Annotated in this window: 12 protein-coding genes; 3 read left to right on the plus strand and 9 right to left on the minus strand. The window is 67.7% G+C overall.

Features of this window, described 5'->3' with window-relative positions; genetic code table 11:
• On the plus strand, nt 1-463 hold a 463-nt coding region (locus AS181_RS23060), incomplete at its 5' end, for a transposase (RefSeq protein ID WP_175404388.1).
• Between the two features lie 230 nt (nt 464-693).
• On the opposite strand, the gene AS181_RS23065 is transcribed toward AS181_RS23060, so the two are convergent.
• The 7 genes from AS181_RS23065 to AS181_RS23095 form a co-directional block, all read right to left on the minus strand.
• On the minus strand, nt 694-1,911 hold the full coding sequence (locus AS181_RS23065; protein ID WP_058253782.1) for an IS110 family transposase: 1,218 nt from the start codon (nt 1,909-1,911) through the stop codon (nt 694-696).
• Nucleotides 1,912-2,191: 280 nt separating this feature from the next.
• Nucleotides 2,192-4,111, minus strand: a complete 1,920-nt coding sequence (locus tag AS181_RS23070) for an ABC transporter ATP-binding protein (RefSeq protein ID WP_058253783.1) — start codon at nt 4,109-4,111, stop codon at nt 2,192-2,194.
• Nucleotides 4,108-5,841 carry an ABC transporter ATP-binding protein gene (locus tag AS181_RS23075; protein WP_058253784.1) on the minus strand — a complete coding sequence of 578 codons (1,734 nt, stop codon included), beginning with the start codon at nt 5,839-5,841 and terminating at the stop codon, nt 4,108-4,110. The genes AS181_RS23070 and AS181_RS23075 overlap by 4 nt, the downstream gene beginning before the upstream one ends.
• Before the next feature lie 171 nt (nt 5,842-6,012).
• Entirely contained in the window at nt 6,013-6,822 is an 810-nt protein-coding gene (locus AS181_RS23080; RefSeq protein WP_058253785.1) for a family 1 encapsulin nanocompartment shell protein, read from the minus strand.
• A 35-nt stretch (nt 6,823-6,857) separates the two neighbouring features.
• Nucleotides 6,858-7,862: a Dyp-type peroxidase gene (locus AS181_RS23085; protein ID WP_058253812.1), complete on the minus strand. Its 1,005-nt coding sequence runs from the start codon at nt 7,860-7,862 to the stop codon at nt 6,858-6,860.
• Between the two features lie 98 nt (nt 7,863-7,960).
• The gene (locus AS181_RS23090) at nt 7,961-9,637 is read right to left on the minus strand and encodes an FAD-binding dehydrogenase (RefSeq protein WP_058253786.1); all 1,677 of its coding nucleotides are present in this window, start codon (nt 9,635-9,637) and stop codon (nt 7,961-7,963) included.
• A 75-nt stretch (nt 9,638-9,712) separates the two neighbouring features.
• Nucleotides 9,713-11,191, minus strand: a complete 1,479-nt coding sequence (locus tag AS181_RS23095; RefSeq protein WP_058253787.1) for an amidase — start codon at nt 11,189-11,191, stop codon at nt 9,713-9,715.
• A 440-nt stretch (nt 11,192-11,631) separates the two neighbouring features.
• On the opposite strand from AS181_RS23095, the gene AS181_RS23100 reads away from it, so the two are divergent.
• Nucleotides 11,632-12,594 (plus strand): alpha/beta hydrolase, encoded by a 963-nt coding sequence (locus AS181_RS23100; RefSeq protein WP_058253788.1) that lies wholly within the window; start codon nt 11,632-11,634, stop codon nt 12,592-12,594.
• A 586-nt stretch (nt 12,595-13,180) separates the two neighbouring features.
• Here the strand turns inward: AS181_RS23100 and AS181_RS23105 are convergent.
• A complete protein-coding gene (locus tag AS181_RS23105; protein WP_058253789.1) occupies nt 13,181-14,533 on the minus strand; it encodes a DUF3068 domain-containing protein in 1,353 nt (450 codons plus the stop codon).
• Nucleotides 14,534-14,632: 99 nt separating this feature from the next.
• Entirely contained in the window at nt 14,633-16,000 is a 1,368-nt protein-coding gene (locus AS181_RS23110; RefSeq protein ID WP_058253790.1) for an ABC1 kinase family protein, read from the minus strand.
• Between the two features lie 373 nt (nt 16,001-16,373).
• On the opposite strand from AS181_RS23110, the gene AS181_RS23115 reads away from it, so the two are divergent.
• Entirely contained in the window at nt 16,374-17,417 is a 1,044-nt protein-coding gene (locus AS181_RS23115) for an NAD(P)-dependent alcohol dehydrogenase (protein WP_058253791.1), read from the plus strand.
• Nucleotides 17,418-17,476 lie beyond the last annotated feature (59 nt).

A 17,476-nucleotide genomic window follows, 5' to 3' on the forward strand; every position in this document is an offset into this window, starting at 1 on the left:
CACCCAGCCGGTCACCGCCCGCCTGATCGTGCGTCGGGTCACAGCCCACCACCCCGCCGGCACCGACACCCTGATGCCCGCCTGGCGGTACCACTCGTTTTTCACCAACACCACCGACGACACCGTCACCGCCGACCTCACCCACCGCCGCCACGCCATCATCGAAACCGTGTTCGCCGACCTCATCGACGGACCGCTGGCCCATCTGCCCTCCGGACGGTTCGGTGCCAACGCCGCCTGGCTGGCACTGACCGCGATCAGCCACAACCTGATGCGCACCCTCGCCGCACTCACCAACACCCCCAAACTGCGGGCCGCGCGGGGCGCAACGCTGCGCCGCACACTCATCGCGGTACCCGCCCGACTAGCGCGACCAGCACGAACACCGGTGCTGCACCTACCCCGACACTGGCCAACCCAACACGCGTTCACCGCGTTGTGGGCCGCGGTCAACACCACCTGACCTACCAACCACACCCGCCCACCCACCACTAAGGAACCCCAGTGAAAAAGCTGACACAGGTCAGCGAATACCGCACGCCCACAACACAATCAGGCGATCACGCGCCCCAACCCACCCCACCTGAACTCCTTCCACGGATTCAGGCTGAGGTGCGAGCGAAGCGAGCCTTCTTGTGCTCCCTGAGGAGCGAGCTTGCGAGCGTCACGAAGACATCCCAGGGGTGCAAGGTGTCAAGCGGCGAGGTGGGTGCGGTGGCCCCAGGCGGTGTGTTCGTTGTAGAGGGTGCGGTGGGCCAGGCAGCCGTGGAGGATGCCGACGAGCCGGTTGGCGACCGCACGCAGGGCTTGGGTGTGGGATTTCTTCTGATCTTTGAGGCTGTCGTAGTAGGCGCGGGCGCCGGGACTGCCGGTTAACGCGCCTTGGGCCATGCACATGGCGGCGGCGTTGAGTCGGGTGTTGCGGATATGGCGGGCCAGCACGACGTGGCCTTTGCCCGAAGCGATGGTCCGTGGTGAGGTGCCGGCGTAGTTTCTGCGAGACTTGGCGGTGGCATAGCGTTCGGGGTCATCCCCGAACTCGCCGAGCATCCGGGCGCCGGTGATGTCACCGACTCCGGGCATGGACAGGTAGATCTCGGCGTCCGGATGCGCTCTAAAAGACTGGGCCATAGTGGTTTCCAGTTGATCGATCTGGGTGGTGAGAGCGGCCAACATTCCCACGGTCGCGGTCACGGTCGCGGCATAGGCGGCGGTGAGCGCCTCGGGCGCGTTCAGGTGACCGCCTCCGCGTAGGGCCTGCTGGATCTCGCGGGCACGATGGTCGATATTGCGTTGGCGGCCACCCTTTTTCAAAGCCGACCGGATCGCCGCGACTGTCAGGGCCGCCCCCTGGCGGGGGGTCGGGGCGCGCCGCAACACCGCCAGGCAGTCTTTGTGGGCGAGGTCGTCGCCGAAGGCATCGACCGCGGCCGGATAGTAGGCGCCGAGTTGAGCGCGCAGCACATTCTGTTGTGCTGAGCGCGCCCACACCAGATTCTGATGGGTGCGGGCCATCACCGTGATCGCCTCAGCGGCGACGGTGTCGGCGGCGACGAGGCGATGATTGTGCCGGTCGGTGCGCACCAGATCAGCCAGCGTTTTCGCATCAGCCTTATCGGATTTGGTGCCCCCGACATGGTGGCGGTCGCGGTACCGCGACACCGACAACGGATTGATCGCGAACACCTGATAGCCCGCGGCGACGAGGGCGGCGACCCACATGCCGTGATCGGTTTCGATACCGATCACCACCTCAGTCGGGTCGTGGGCGAACCTGGCGATCAGTTCATGCATCGCCGTCACGCCGGCCGCGTTCTCGGGTAGTCGGCGGGCGGCCAGGGTGGTGCCGTGTTCATCCATCACGCACACGTCGTGATGATCTGACGCCCAGTCGTTGCCCACAAAGATCATGACAGTCGTTCACCTCGTCTTTCAGTCCGTTTCGACGATCGTCGGTGTGAACCTTCGGGTGATCACCCTGACGCGGCCTAATGGATCAGTGCTCACCCACAAGTTCAGGGGGCACGACATCCCAGAAGCGTTCTAGCGGGTGATCCTCACCCGGCCGGGCCACGGTCTTCGTGTAGGAATCCGAACACCGTTTCAGGGTCCAGCAGTGGTCACCGACCGGGAAGGCTCACACGGACCAGCATCCCCTCCAAAGAGAAGCCGATCCACCCCCATTAGGGTCTCAGCCCGCCTCGATGGCCCCGGTGAACTGGCTTTCGTACAGCCGGCAGTAGGCGCCGCGGGCCGCGAGCAGTTCGTCGTGGTTGCCCTGCTCGACGATGTGCCCGTCTTCCATGACGACGATGACGTCGGCGTCGCGCACCGTGGAGAGCCGGTGCGCGATGACGAAACTCGTGCGATCCGACCGCAGATTGGCCATCGCCTTCTGGATGAGCAGCTCGGTGCGGGTGTCGACGGAACTCGTCGCCTCGTCGAGGATGAGGATCGTGGGCCGGGCGAGGAAGGCCCGCGCGATCGTGATGAGCTGCCGCTCACCGGCACTGACGCCACCGCCCTCGTCGTCGAGCACGGTGTCATAGCCGTCGGGGAGTGTCCGCACGAAGTGGTGGACGTGACTCATCCGGGCGGCGTCGAGCACCTCCTCTCGCGAGGCGGTGGGGTCGCCGTAGGCGATGTTGTCGTAGATCGTGCCGCCGAAGAGCCACGAGTCCTGTAGCACCATGCCGGTACGTTCGCGCAGGTCGTCGCGCGTCATGTCCGTGGAGTCGACGCCGTCGACCCGGATGACGCCGGAATCGACGTCGTAGAACCGCATGATCAGGTTGACCAGGGTGGTCTTGCCCGCGCCGGTCGGGCCGACGATCGCGACCATGTGCCCGGGGCGTGCGACCAGGCTGAGATTCTCGATCAGCGGCTTGTCCTCGACGTACCGGAAGGAGACGTCGTCGAACTCGATGAGTCCCTTGTCCTCGGCGGGCGTCTTCGGATTCGCGGCGTCGGGCGACTGCTCGTCGGCGTCCAGGATGTCGAAGATCCGCTCGGCGGAGGCGACACCGCTCTGCATCAGGTTGATCATCGAACCGATCTGCGTCAGCGGCTGCGTGAACTGGCGCGAGTACTGGATGAACGCCTGCACCTCACCGAGACTCAGCGAGCCCGACGCCACGCGCAGACCACCGACGACCGCGACCGCCACGTAGTTGAGGTTCCCCAGGAACATGATCGTCGGCATGATGACGCCGGAGATGAACTGCGCGCGCCAACTCGACTCGTACAGTTTCTCGTTGCGTTCGTCGAAGGTCGCCTCGATCTCGCGCTGACGGCCGAAGGCGGTCACCAGCTCATGCCCGGTGAAGGCCTCCTCGACCTGAGCATTGAGCGCGCCCGTCGACGACCACTGGGCCGAGAAGTGCGGCTTCGAACGCTTCGCGATGATGCCGGTCGCGATGATCGCCAGCGGCACCGTGGCCACCGCGATGAGCGCCAGCAGCGGCGAGATCCAGATCATCATGATCAGCAGCGCGATCACCGTCAGCACCGAGTTGGCGAACTGGGAGATGGTCTGTTGCATGCTCTGCGACAGGTTGTCGAGATCGTTGGTCACCCGGCTCAACAGCTCGCCGCGCGGCATCGTGTCGTAGTAGCGCAGCGGCAGGCGATGCACCTTGGCCTCGACGTCGTCGCGGAGCCGGCGGATGGTGCCGACGACGACGATGTTGAGCAGGTACCCGGCGAGCCAGGCGAGCGCCGAGGACACCACGTACAGCACGAGGGTGATCAGCAGCACGCGCCCCACGGCGCCGAAATCCACTCCGACGCCGGGGGTCACGTTCATCGACGAGACCATGTCGGCGAACGTGTCGTCACCGCTCTCGCGGAGACCGGCCACCGCCTGCTCCTTGGTGAGCCCCTCGGGCAGGGTGCGGCCGATCACGCCGTCGAAGACGAGGTCGGTGGCGTACCCCAGCACGCGGGGCGCGATCGCGATCAGCACCACCGAGCCGACCAGCGACGCGAGCGTGATCGACATCAGCAGTCGATACGACGCAAGTTGTGCGACAACGCGTTTGACCGACGGCCAGAACGAGCGAGGCTTGGATTCGGGTCCGGCCGCCATCGGCGGGCCTCCGGGCCGGGTCATGAGCGCTCCTCCATCGCCATCTGCGATTCGACGATCTCGGCGTAGGTCGGGCACGACTGCCGCAGCTCGTCGTGGGTACCGAGCCCGACGACCCGGCCGCGATCGAGCACGACGATCTGCTCGGCGTCGACGATGGTCGAGATGCGTTGCGCCACGACGATGACCGCGGCGTCGCGGGTGGCGGGGCGCAGTGCGGCGCGCAGCCGCGCATCGGTGGTCAGGTCGAGCGCGGAGAACGAGTCGTCGAAGAGGTAGATCGCGGGCCGCCGGATGAGGGCGCGTGCGATCGCCAGGCGCTGCCGCTGCCCGCCGGAGACGGTCGTCCCGCCCTGGGACACCTTGGTGTCCAGACCGTCGGGCATCGCGGACACGAAGTCCTCCGCCTGCGCGATGCGCAGCGCCTCCCAGATCTCGTCGTCAGTGGCGTCGGCCTTACCGTGCAGCAGGTTCGAGCGGATGGTTCCCGAGAACAGGTACGGCCGCTGGGGCACCAGACCGACGACCGACCGGAGCTCGTCGGGATCGAGCCGCTTGACGTCGGTACCGCCGACCCGGACCGTGCCGGAGGTCGTGTCGATCAGCCGCGGCACCAGCCCGACGAGGGTGGTCTTGCCCGACCCCGTCGAGCCGACGATCGCGGTCGTGGTGCCCGGCTCGACGCGGAAGTCGATGCCGCTCAACACCGGGTCGTCGGCGCCGGGATAGCGGAACTCGGCGGCATCGAACTCCACCGTACCGGGGTGGGTGGCGAAACCGACCGGTTCAGTCGGCGGATGGACCGAGGTGTCGGTGGCGAGGACCTCGGAGATGCGTTCAGCGCAGACCGCCGCGCGCGGGGCCATCATCGCCAGGAACGACGCCATCATCACCGACATCAGGATCTGCATCACGTAGCTCATCACCGCGGTCAGTGCGCCGATCTCCAGCGAACCGTCGGAGACCGCGTGCCCCCCGAACCAGATCACCGCGACGATGGTGACGTTGGTGATCACCATGACGACCGGGAACATCAGGGCCATCAACCGGCCGACGTGCAGGGTCGCGTCGGCGAGGTGGTCGTTGGCGACAGCGAAACGCTTGCGTTCGTAGTCTTCTCGCACGAACGCCCGCACAACCCGGATGCCGGTGATCTGCTCGCGCAGGACGCGGTTGACGTTGTCGATCCGTTCCTGCATCGCGCGGAAGCCGGGGATCATCTTCGCGATGATGGCCCCCATCGACACCCCGAGGATGGGCACCGCGATGGCGATGACCCAGGACAGGGCCGGCGCCTCCCGGACGCCCATGACGATCCCGCCGATACACATGATCGGCGCCATCACCAGGATCGCGCTGCTCATCACGATGAGTAGCTGCACCTGCTGGACGTCGTTGGTGGTGCGGGTGATCAGTGACGGCGCGCCGAACGTGCCGACCTCGCGTGCGGAGAACGAGTTCACCCGATGCAGGAGGTCGCCCCGGATGTCGCGCCCGACCCCGAGGGCGGCGCGCGCGCCGAAGTACTGCGCGGTCACCGTCACGATGATCTGGGCGACGCTCACCAGTAACATCCAGCCGCCGATGCGCAGGATGTAACCGGTGTCCCCGCGGGCGACGCCGTTGTCGATGATGTCGGCGTTGAGGCTCGGCAGGTACAGCATCGCGATGGTCGCCAGCAGTTGCAGCACGATGACGAGCGCGACGTTGATGCGGTACCGGGAGAGGTAGGTGCGGACGAGTCGGGTCAGCATCTAGGCGCCGGGAGCGAAGCGAGCGGGCCGAAGGCAACGGTAGGCGCCGGGAGCGAGAGCCGGCCGGAGTTCACTGCGATCACCTGCGCCAGACTAGTTGCCGCTCGCAACGGACGCCGCCGAGTATCTGCCCACCGGTAATCCGCGCAGGCGGGGACCGCGGGCGGCTGCTCAGACGGTCGGCGGCTCGGTCAGCGCGACGGCTGCCTCGGCGGTGTGGGTGAGGAAGGTGAACGACTCCTGGAAGTACAGGTTCACCACGTCGGCGTCGTGTGAGTCGTAGCCGATCGACACGTCCTGGCCGATGGTCAGTTCGAAGTCGCCGCCGCGGGTGCTCATCACGAACGCGCCGCTGATCGCGGGCGCCCACACGATGTCGCCGGTGAACAGACGCTGGATGTGTTCGAGGATCGGGTAGCCGTGGTTCGACGTCTCGTTGACCTGGGTGTAGGCCTCGGCCGAGAGGGCCACCGCGTACGGACCGTCGACCGACGCCAGACGCAGTGTGCTCAGCGCCTGGCTGACCGCCTCCGGGTAGTCGCGCACGTCGGCGGGCAGCGGGATCGGGGTGGCGGCGGCCTCGGCGCGGATACCGGTGATCGACGCTGCGGCGTAACCCTCGAAGATCGCCCGGTCCTCGGCGAGCGCGAGTTCGCGCGCGGCCTCCACGACCGGGTCCCAGTCGGAGTCCTTGGCGCCGCGGTCGACGTCGTCGATGGCCTCGCGGGACACCGTGAACGGGACCTTGAGTTCCACCAGCGACTGGGTGCGCCGTTGGAAGGCAGTGATCCCCTGCGACGGTGAGTCGATCTTGGTGCGATGTCCGAGCGTCACCGATGCGGTGTCGGAGCCGAGCGGCCCGGTCACGTCGACGAGGCGACGGCCCGCGACGTTGCGCTTGAAGGAGCGGGTCGCCTCCTCTTCGATCTCCGCCCAGGCCGCGTCGGAGATCGGTGCGAGTTCGCGATGCAGGTTGTTCATGGTGTCCTCCTGGTGCGGTGGTCGAAAGGGTGTCGTCAGTGCAGTGAACCGATGCCGAGCGAGCCGTCGGAACGTGTCGTCGGGGCGGGGGAAGCCGTGGGTGCGGCGTCGGGCGCGGGTGGCAGGTCTTCAAGGAAGTCGAGTGTTGGGGTGAAGAACTGGGCCCCGGTGACCGCGGTGGTGAAGTCGAGGAGGCGGTCGTAGGTGCCGGGTGGGTCGCCGATGAACATCTTGCGCAGCATCTCCTCGGTGACGTCGGGCGCTGCCGAGTAGGCGATGTAGAACGTGCCGTTGACACCGGCACCCGAGACGTCGCCGTACGGCATGTTGTCCCGCACGACGTCGATCTCCTCGCCGTTCTCGTCCTCGACGACGTTCAGCGCGATGTGGGAGTTCGGGGGCTTCACGTCGTCGGCCATCTCGACGTTGTCGAGCTTGGTCCGCCCGATCGCGGCTTCCTGCTCCTCGGTGCTCAGGTCCTTCCACGACGACAGGTCGTGTACGTAACGCTGGATGGCGACGTAGCTGCCGCCCTCGAAGTCGGGGTCCTCCCCGCCGACCGTGATCGCGTCGATCGCCGCCTGTCCGATCGGGTTCTCGGTGCCGTCGACGAAGCCGATGAGGTCGCGCAGGTCGAAGTAGCGGAACCCGTGCACTTCGTCGACGACGGTGACCGCGTCCCCGAATGCTTCGGTGATCTTGGCGCCGAGTTCATAGCACAGGCCCATGTCGTCGGACTTGATGTGCACGAGCAGATCGGCGGGCGTCGCCGGGGCGGTGTGGACCTCGCCCTCGTAGGGGACGAACGGCCGCAACGAGCGGGGTCGAGGGCCGGTGAACAGGCGGTCCCACGCCGCGGAGCCGATCGACACGATCCCGGCCAGTGCCGCCTCGGGAGCCCGCGAGGACACCGCGTTGTTCAGGCCGGGGATGTCTTCCAGCGCAGCGCGAACCGCGTCTTCACCGCCGTCGTTGATGGTGAAGACGAGGAAGATCGCCGACTTCGTCTTCCGCGTCAGGATCGTCTGGGGCACCGGCACGCTGAACACACTAGCCCATGCGTACCAACCGTGGGGCAGCAGATCGTGCCGCGAATGTATAGGGCAGGCAACCCTTTTCGACGCTGACCGGTGACGGGTCAGCGGCGCGTTGTGGCCCGCGCCACCGCCCGGCCGGCGGCGCGGCCGGAGAAGATGCATCCGCCGAGGAACGTCCCCTCGAGTGCGTTGTACCCGTGGACGCCACCGCCGCCGAAGCCCGCGACCTCGCCGGCGGCGAACAGGCCGTCGAAGGCGGTGCCGTCCGGCCGCAGGACCTGGGAGTCGAGATTGGTCTCGAGCCCGCCCAGGGTCTTGCGGGTCAGGATGTTGAGCCGGACCGCGATCAGCGGGCCGTGTTCGGGATCGAGCAGTCGATGCGGCTTGGCGACCCGAACGATCTTGTCGCCGACGAACTGTCGGGCATTGGTGATCGCCATCAGCTGCGCGTCCTTGGAGAACTTGTTGCCGATCTCGGCGTCGCGTGCGGAGATGATGCGTTCGAGGTGTGCGAGGTCGAGTTCGGGGCCGCGGGCGATCTTGTTCATCCCGGCGACCAGTTCCGGGAGGTTGTCGGCGACCACGAAGTCGACGCCGTTGCGCACGAAGGCGTCGACCGGTCCCGCGGCGCCCTTCGCCAGCCGGCTCTTCGCGGCCAGCTTGACGTCCTTCGCGGTGATGTCGGGGTTCTGCTCCGAACCCGACAGCATGAACTCCTTCTCCACGATCGTCTGGGTGAGGACGAACCACGAGTAGTCGTGACCGGCCGCCAGGATCGCCTTCATCGTCGAGATGGTGTCGAAGCCGGGGAAGTTCGGCGGTGCGAGGCGGTTGCCGTTGGCGTCGAGCCACAGCGAGGACGGGCCGGGGATGATGCGGATCGCGTGGTCGGGCCAGATCGGGTCCCAGTTGTGGATGCCCTCGGTGTAATGCCACATCCGGTCACGGTTGACGATGTTCGCGCCGGCGGTCTCGCTGATCTCCAGCATCCGGCCGTCGACGTGCGCCGGGACGCCCGAGATCATCGTCTCCGGCGCGGGGCCGAGACGCTCGACGGGCCAGTTCTTGCGGATCAGGTCGTGATTGTGGCCGATGCCGCCCGAGGTGACGATGACCGACCCGGCACGGATCTCGAAGTCGCCCACCACATCCCGGTTCGACGCCTGGCCGCGTTCGGCGTCGGTCGGGGCGAGCGTGACACCCCGCACGCCGACGGCGGCGCCGTCGTCGTCGACGATGAGCTCGTCGACGCGGTGCCGGAACCGGAACTCGACGAGCCCGCGCTTCTCCGCCTCCAGGACCGGCTCGGCGAAGACCCGCACGACCTCGGGTCCGGTTCCCCAGGTGAGGTGGAAGCGGGGCACGGAGTTGCCGTGGCCGTCGGCGAACCCGCCGCCGCGTTCGGCCCACCCGACGATCGGGGTGATGCGCAACCCGAGGTCGTGGAGGTACTGCCGTTTCTCGGTGGCGGCGAAGTCCACGTAGGCGCGGGCCCACTGACGCGGCCAGTAGTCCTCGTCGTCACGGTCGAAACCGGCCGACCCCATCCAGTCCTGCAGGGCGAGATCCGCGGAGTCTTTGATGCCCAGCCGACGCTGCTCCGGCGTGTCCACCATGAACAACCCGCCCAGCGACCAGAATGCCTGCGCGCCAAGGTTGTTGCGATTCTCCTGGTCGACCACGACGACGCGGCGTCCGGCCTTGGTGAGTTCGTATGTCGCCACGAGACCCGCCAGTCCCGCACCGACGACCACCGCGTCGGCCCCGTGCTCCGCCACCGCATCTCCTCACACCGCCAAAATGACCGGGCCGGTCCCGGGACATGTGCATTCGCAGACGAGATTAGCCCCGTACTACAGCGCGATGTCGGCGTACCGGTGGAACCACGGCGCGGCGGCTTCGAGGCCCGCAGCGAGGGCGAGGAGATCGCCGTCGGCGCCGAGTCGGCCGACGAACTGCACGCCGAGCGGGAGGCCGGCATCGGTCCAGTGCAGCGGCACGCTCATCGCCGGCCGGCCCGTAAGGTTGGCGAGCTGCGTGTACGGCACCCAGCCGAGGCTCTCGTAGATGAGCTTGTCGACGATCCCCAAGCGGGAGATCGCACGGCCGGACCGCGCGCGGGCGGCCACCCGCGATGCCCGCTGCAGGACCGGCGGCGTGGTCATCGACCCGACCCGCGGCGGCGGTACCGCGAGGGTGGGCGTCAGCAGCAGGTCGTGGGTCTGATGGAAGCGGTCGAGGGCCAGGACGTGGTCGTTGATGTGGTCGAGCGCGGTGAACAGCGGGACGACGCCGGCGGCCCGGCCCAGTTCCGCCAGCGTCAGGGTGTCGGCCTCGAAGTGGGAGTCGGGAGCGCCGGTGAGGCGTCGGACCTCGTCGACCTGGGCGGCGCACTTGGCGAACCAGATGTCGAGGAAGTCGCGGGCGAGGGCGGCGTCGTCGTGCGGCGGATCGACCTCCTCGACCTGGTGGCCCAGATCGGTCAGGGTCGACGCCGCGTGCTCGACCGCGGCGACGGCCTCCGGGTGCGGATTCGCGTTGATCGCAGAGGTCGTGGTGTACCCGATCCGCAGCAACCGGGGCGGGGTCGCGATCCGGGCGCTGTAGGTCTCGGTGTGCAGCGGCGCCGGGTAGGTCGACGACGGCGTCGGTCCGATCAGGGCGTCGTACAGTGCGGCGGCATCGCGGACGGTCCGGGTCACCACACCTTCGACGCCCATCCCGAACAGCGGTTCACCGGTCTGCGGACCGAACGGCATCAGGCCACGCGAGCTCTTGAGCCCGAACAACCCGGTACACGCGGCCGGGATGCGAATGGAACCGCCGCCGTCGCTCGCCCCGGCCGCCGGCACGATCCCGGCGGCCACCGCGGCCGCACTGCCGCCCGATGATCCCCCGGGCGTCACGTCGAGGTCCCAGGGGTTGCGCGCCGGTCCCCAGAGGGTGGGTTCGGTGATGGCCTTCGCGCCGAACTCGGGGGTGTTCGTCTTCCCGAAGACGACGAGGCCGGCGTCGAGGAACCGGCGCACGCCAAAGGAGTGTTCACGGGCGATGTGCGTGGCGAGGGCGCGCGAGCCGCGGGTCGTCGGATACCCGCGGTAGTCCTGCGCGAGGTCCTTGATGAGGAACGGGACGCCGGCGAAAGGCCCGGTGAGGTCACTGCGGACGCGGGCGTCGGCTTCGGCGTCCATGCGGATCACGATGGCGTTGAGCGACGGATTGACCGCGTCTGCGCGGGCTCGTGCGAGGTCGAGGAGTTCGGCGGCGGTCACCTCGCCGGAGGCCACGTGACCGGCCAGGGTGGTCGCGTCCGCGGACAGATACTCGTCCATGTGCACGTCCCGACCCTAGTTGTTCGGGGAGCGGGCCGAGCGGACTTGACGTCGATGGCCTCGGCCGGCCCGGGCGCCCGGCCCGTCACCGGAGAATCGGACGGTCACCGTTGCCCGGGCAAACCGGTAACGGGAAGATCGAGGATGTGTGGCCCGAACAGATGAAGAATTCGCCACATGCGCCGCCTATGTACGAAATGAGCTGTTCAACGGCGAGTGCTGTGACGTGCACCACCAAAAGATGTCATCACAGGACTCGCTCTCGCCTTTGCCGAGGCGTTATCGTGCCGTTACACTTCAGCACGACGGGTACCGCTGCCCGGGGGGACCAATACAATCCCCCTACGTACGACTCCGTATGCAAGCCCGCAGTAGTACCCGGTAGGCAAGACCCGCAAGCGGCCGGCTCCGGCCGTGGTGATCCAAAGGAAAACTGACGAATGCTGACACGCGCCCGTAAGCGCCTCGTCGCCGGACTCGTGGCTCTCGTGGCCGTGTCGGGTGCGACGCTGGTCGCAGCTCCGCCGGAGGCCTCCGCGGCCAACGGTTGCAATGTCGAGTACGTCCGCTCGAACGCCATGAACCGGACCGTGCCCGTGTGCATCGTCTCGGCCGGCGGCGGACCCAAGCCGACGCTGTACCTGCTCGACGGACTCCGTGCCCCGAACAACAACAGCGGCTGGCTGATCAACACCGACGTCGCCCGCTACATGGCCGGCAAGGGCACCAACGTCGCCATCCCGTTCGGTGGCGCAGGCAGCTTCTACACCGACTGGCAGACCCCCGATCCCAAGCTGGGTGTCAACAAGTGGGAGACGTTCCTGACCCGCGAACTGCCGCGGTACATGGCTGCGCGCCACGGCAGCGACAGCCGTCGCAACGGCATCGCCGGACTCTCGATGTCGGGCACCTCGGCGCTGAACCTCGCATCGCGCCACCCGAACTTCTACAAGGCGGTCGCGTCCTACAGCGGCTACCCGACGGTCACCATGCCGGGCTTCACCCAGGGCATCATGGCCTCGGTCGCGGAGGTCGGCGGCAACCCGTTCAACATGTGGGGCTTCTACCCCGCGGGCACCTGGTTCCAGAACGACCCGTTCCTGAGCGCGGGCAACCTGGCGGGCAAGAACGTCTACGTCTCGTCCGGTAGCGGTGTCGGCAGCAAGTACGACTCGTCGGTCAACCCGGCCAGCGCCAACTTCGACCCCGTCAAGTTCGCGCAGATGATCCCGCTCGAGGTCGCCGCGTCGACCTCCAGCCAGCTCTACATCGGCCGCCTCGCGCTCGTCCCGGGCGTCAAGCTCACCACCCGGATCACCCCGGACGGTGCGCACTGGTGGGACTACTGGCAGAGCACCTTCAAGGAGTCGTGGGCCAAGACCTTCCGCCCCGCCTTCTTCTGAGTCAGACCCTCTGCCAAGGGCCGGTGACCTTCGGGTCACCGGCCCTTGTCGTGCGGACCCCCCTGCTCCCTGAGGAGCGAGCTTGCGAGCGTCACCCCCTGCTCCCTGAGGAGCGAGCTTCACCCCCCCCCCTGCTCCCTGAGGAGCGAGCTTGCGAGCCCGACCTCTGCTCCCTGAGGAGCGAGCTTGCGAGCGTCACCCCTTGCTCCCTGAGGAGCGAGCTTGCGAGCGTCACCCCTTGCTCCCTGAGGAGCGAGCTTGCGAGCGTCACGAAGGGTCTTCGCAACCTCGGTCGCCGACCCTTCGTGACGCGCCCTCCGCAAGCTCCGGGCGCTCCTCAGGGAGCGGGGTTGGCCGCGCCCTCCGCAAGCTCCGGGCGCTCCTCAGGGAGCGGAAGACACTCTGCCGCGCGCAACCCCTGCTGGCCGAGCAGCTCGTGCACGCGTAGCGTGCCCGCGCGTCCGTCGAGGTCACTTGGGTGGGCCGGCCTACGGAGGAGTGTGTCACCGCCCCTTAACCACAAACACAACACCGCGGGCGCATCCGGTGGTACCGGATGCGCCCGCGGTGGTCGTTGCGTCGCTGCCTATTCGGGCGGCGGCTGCTTGCGGAAGGTGCGCGTGGCCGAGTCGTCGGGCGGCGGCGTGTCACCGACCTTGGGGATCTGCTCGGTCGGCCGCTCCCACGGGTTGGCGCTCGCGGGTGCTGCACCGGCCGGCGGTGCGTCGCGATTGATCAGCGTGGTGTCGCGCTCGTCGGCGGGCGGTGTCGTCGGCGCCGGGGTGTCATCGACCCGGTTGTCGTCGCGGCGTCCGCGGAAGAGCAGCAGCGCGGCGGCGATCAACAGGATCACCCCGACGATGCCGAGGATGATCGGCACCCAGAAGCCGCCGACCTTCAGCTGGTCGACGTAGCCGCTGGCCTTGCTCGCCTGGTTGGAGACGGTGTCGTCGGTCCACTTGAAGGTGCCCTTCAGGGCGTCCATCCGGAACTCGCGCACCGCTTCCGGGGTGGCGTCGCTCTGGTCGGGCGACTTGAAGTACTGGTGCTGGTCCTCACGACCGTCGACGATGGTCCCGGTCTCCGGCTCGACCCACACGTGGCGGGTCGCGGCGGCGTACCGGTGCATCGTGATCGGGTCGTTCGCCCGCACTCCGCGCCCGGTGATGCCCCACCAGCGGGCAGGCATCGTCAGCATCGTGCCCAGAGCTGCTTCACCCTGCGCGTTGGGGAGGTTGGAGAGATCGGTCTCCGGGACGTCACACACGAAGTGATACGTGTTGATCCCGTCGATGGTCTCCTCGCCCTCGAACTTCGCCGCGCAGTCCTGGCGGGTGTTGAGGTCGTAGTACGGGTAGTCGCGCTGCTGCACGTCGAAACCGAACTTGTACTGGTATCCGGTGCGGTTGTCGATGGCGACCGACACGTCATTGACGTTGCCGCCCTCGGGGACCGCCTCGAGCTGCAGCGAGCTGACCGCCCCGTTGGGTGCCGAGGTCTTGCGGTTCACCGACACGCGGTCGATGGTCGCGGTCAGCAGACCGTCCTCACAGGTGCGGGTCTCGCCCGCAGCCGCGAAGCTGGGTTCGGTCTCGGTTCCCTCGGCGTCGCGCAGGCGGTCGATGCGCACGGTCTGCGCCGACTGCAGGCTCGCCTGGCGGCTGTCCGACGGTTCGATGATGATCGAGCGTCGCTGCTGGGTGAGATGCGCCTCGAGAGTGCGGGCACGATCCTCGGACACCGAGCAGCGGTCGAAGATCACCGCCGGGAAGCGCTCTCCAGTCGAACCGTCCGCCGCCACCGTGGTCGCGTCAGAGGTGATGTCCAGATCGAGCGGAACCACCTTCAACTGCGGCACGAGGTAGAGCGGTATGGCGATGGCCGCCGCGATACACGCAGCGCCGAAGAAGGCCAGCACTGCCGGCACAAAACGTCTCATGTGTGACTCCTGGAATCAGCTAATCGCTCCCACCCTAACTGTCGCGTTTGCCACAGTTGGCCACAGTCGGTCCGACATGCCGGGATTCGCGGCGGGGAGTCAGCCCTGGGCGGCTCGACGATCGCGTTCGGCCTCCTTCAGGATGCCGGCCATGTAGCCGTAGATCTCCTTGTCGGACATGGCCTTCCACCGGGGCGCCAGCAGTTTCGTGTACTTCTCGACGTACAGCAACTGCTTACCCACGAGGACGAGTTCACGCGGGAGCCGTGCGTCGTGGGCCTTGGCGACGGCGGCGAGTTGCCGCCCGAGGTCGGTGTAGGACATCGAACCGAGGTCGGTGGTCGACAGCGGAGTCGTCACCTTCTTGATGTCCTCCGCGCCCTGCGACGTCGAACCCGGCTTGTGGACGGCGCCGAGGAGGAAGATCGCCCGGCCGGCGGACTCGTAGTCCCCGCGGACCACGAGGTCGACGACGAGCTGGCGGAGTATGCGCCGGGTGCGCGGGGTGAATCGCCCGACGATGCCGAAGTCGAGGAGGACCAGCTTGCCCGCGTCGTCGACGAGGACGTTCCCGGCGTGCAGGTCCCCATGGAACAAACCGCCGTGGAATGCCGAGTCCAGCAGGGACAGCAGAAGGTTGCGGCACAGCGCGACTCCGTCGTGGCCTGCGGCGCGTACGGCCGCGACGTCGTCGATGCGGATGGCGTGGATTCGTTCCATGGTCAGCACGCGCTGCGTCGTGAAGTCGTCGTAGACGTGCGGCACGCGGACTCGGTCGCCGTACGGGCCCGGTTGCAGGCAGGCGAACCACTCGCGCATGGTGTCGGCCTCGATGCGGAAGTCCAGTTCGGCGTCGAGGCCGGCCGCGAAGTCCTCGACCACGTGCCGCGCGCTGAGCATGCGCCCGTACTCGGAGATCTCGGCAAGGCCGGCCAGGCGCTCGAGGATCGCGACGTCCGGGGCCAGGCGGTCGGCGATGCCCGGGCGCTGGATCTTGACCACCACCTCCTCGCCGCCGTGCAGGGTCGCGGTGTGCACCTGGGCGATCGACGCCGACGCGATGGGCACCGGATCGAAGGTGGCGAAGACTTCCTCGGGTGCCCGGCCCAGTTCGGCGATGAACTGTGCACGCATGAGTGCGGGGTCGGCGGGTTTCACGCGGTCCAGGAGTGATTCGAACTCGGTGGACATCGACTCGGAGAAGACGCCGGGACTCGAGGCGATGAGCTGGCCGAGCTTCACATAGGTCGGACCCAGGTGTTCGAACGTGGTCCGGATCTCGTGCGCTACGCGGGCGGCGCCGGGTGGGCGACCCCGTAGGGCGTCGCCTGCCGTGTGGAGGACGAAGCGTCCGACGCCCGCAGCCGCGTGAGCGGTGGTCGTCCCGAATCGCGTGAGCTCGGCGATCGGGGACACCGGGTGCAACTGCGTGCGCTGACCGTCGTCGACTGAGCTGTTGATCGTCACCGTCGGTCATTGTAACGATCTTCGGCGGCGAATCCAGTGCCATAGGGCGACGGCGGATCGCCTACGCGGCCCTGCGACGTGCTGTTATGGCGATGCGGCGGGGTCGGCGGGCACACTGGCCACATCGGACACATGCATCGGCCCGCATCTGTTCGTGTCAGTCCGTTGGTCTCGCTCGGGCCTCTTCCGTTCACGGGGTGTGCCCGGTGGGGTTCGTCGCGAGACCCTTCGTGACGGCCCTCCGCAAGCTCCGGGCCTCCTCAGGGAGCGGTGGGGGCCGTCCGCAAGCTCCGGGCCTCCTCAGGGAGCGGTGGGGCCCGGAGTTCGCCAGACCCTGCTTCACCCGACCCCGCATCACACCGAGGAGTTCTGCATGCCCACCACGGTCAACGCCTACATCGCGCCGGCAGCCGATCGCCCGCTCGAACCGACCACCATCGAACGGCGCGATCTCGGTCCGAACGACGTGTCGATCGACATCGCGTTCGCCGGCATCTGTCATTCCGACATCCACACGGCGCGCGACGAGTGGGGCGGGACGAGGTTCCCGGTGGTGCCCGGCCACGAGATCGCCGGGACGGTCGCGGCCGTCGGCGAGGGCGTCACCCGGTACGCCGTCGGTGATCGGGTAGGCGTGGGCTGTTTCGTCGACTCGTGCCGTGAGTGCGAACCGTGCCGGCTCGGCGAGGAGCAGTACTGCGAGCGGGGCAATGTGGGTACCTACAACGCCGTCGGACGCGACGGGTCGCCGACGCACGGCGGTTACAGCACCTCGATCGTCGTCGACGAGAACTACGTCCTGCGGATTCCCGACGGCATCGCACTCGACGAGGCCGCACCGTTGTTGTGTGCCGGCATCACCCTCTACTCGCCGTTGCGGCACTGGGGTGCGGGACCGGGCAAGAAGGTCGCCATCGTCGGACTCGGCGGGCTCGGCCACGTCGGCGTGAAGATCGCGCACGCGCTGGGCGCCGAGGTCACGGTGCTTTCGCAGTCGCTGAAGAAGATGGAGGACGGCCTGCGGCTCGGCGCCGACCACTATCACGCGACCAGCGATCCGCAGACCTTCCGGGAACTGCGCAGCACCTTCGACCTGATCCTGAACACCGTGTCGGCGAATCTTCCGATCGGCAAGTACCTGGGCATGCTCGCCCTCGACGGCACACTCGTGGAACTCGGTCTCCCCGAACACCCGATCGAGGTCCCGGCCGGCGCGCTGATCGGCAAGCGGCGGAGTTTCGCGGGTTCGATGATCGGCGGCATCGCGCAGACCCAGGAGATGCTCGACTTCTGCGCCGAGCACGGCATTGGCGCCGAGATCGAGGTGATCTCCGCCGACCGGATCAACGAGGCCTACGACCGCGTCGTGGCATCGGATGTGCGCTACCGCTTCGTGATCGACACCTCGACGCTGTAGGGGTGTGCCGTCATGTTTGCGGCCTGAATCCGGTGGGCACCCGTCGAGAGAGTCGACGT

The organism is Gordonia sp. SGD-V-85 (assembly GCF_001456905.1).
Lineage (GTDB): Bacteria > Actinomycetota > Actinomycetes > Mycobacteriales > Mycobacteriaceae > Gordonia > Gordonia hongkongensis.

Excerpts from the sequence above, each read along its gene's own strand:
- AS181_RS23070 (WP_058253783.1), bottom strand. The coding sequence starts at position 4,111 with ATGACCCGGCCCGGAGGCCCGCCGATGGCGGCCGGACCCGAATCCAAG.
- AS181_RS23095 (WP_058253787.1), bottom strand. The coding sequence starts at position 11,191 with ATGGACGAGTATCTGTCCGCGGACGCGACCACCCTGGCCGGTCACGTG.
- AS181_RS23105 (WP_058253789.1), bottom strand. The coding sequence starts at position 14,533 with ATGAGACGTTTTGTGCCGGCAGTGCTGGCCTTCTTCGGCGCTGCGTGT.
- AS181_RS23080 (WP_058253785.1), bottom strand. The coding sequence starts at position 6,822 with ATGAACAACCTGCATCGCGAACTCGCACCGATCTCCGACGCGGCCTGG.
- AS181_RS23075 (WP_058253784.1), bottom strand. The coding sequence starts at position 5,841 with ATGCTGACCCGACTCGTCCGCACCTACCTCTCCCGGTACCGCATCAAC.
- AS181_RS23065 (WP_058253782.1), bottom strand. The coding sequence starts at position 1,911 with ATGATCTTTGTGGGCAACGACTGGGCGTCAGATCATCACGACGTGTGC.
- AS181_RS23100 (WP_058253788.1), top strand. The coding sequence starts at position 11,632 with ATGCTGACACGCGCCCGTAAGCGCCTCGTCGCCGGACTCGTGGCTCTC.
- AS181_RS23115 (WP_058253791.1), top strand. The coding sequence starts at position 16,374 with ATGCCCACCACGGTCAACGCCTACATCGCGCCGGCAGCCGATCGCCCG.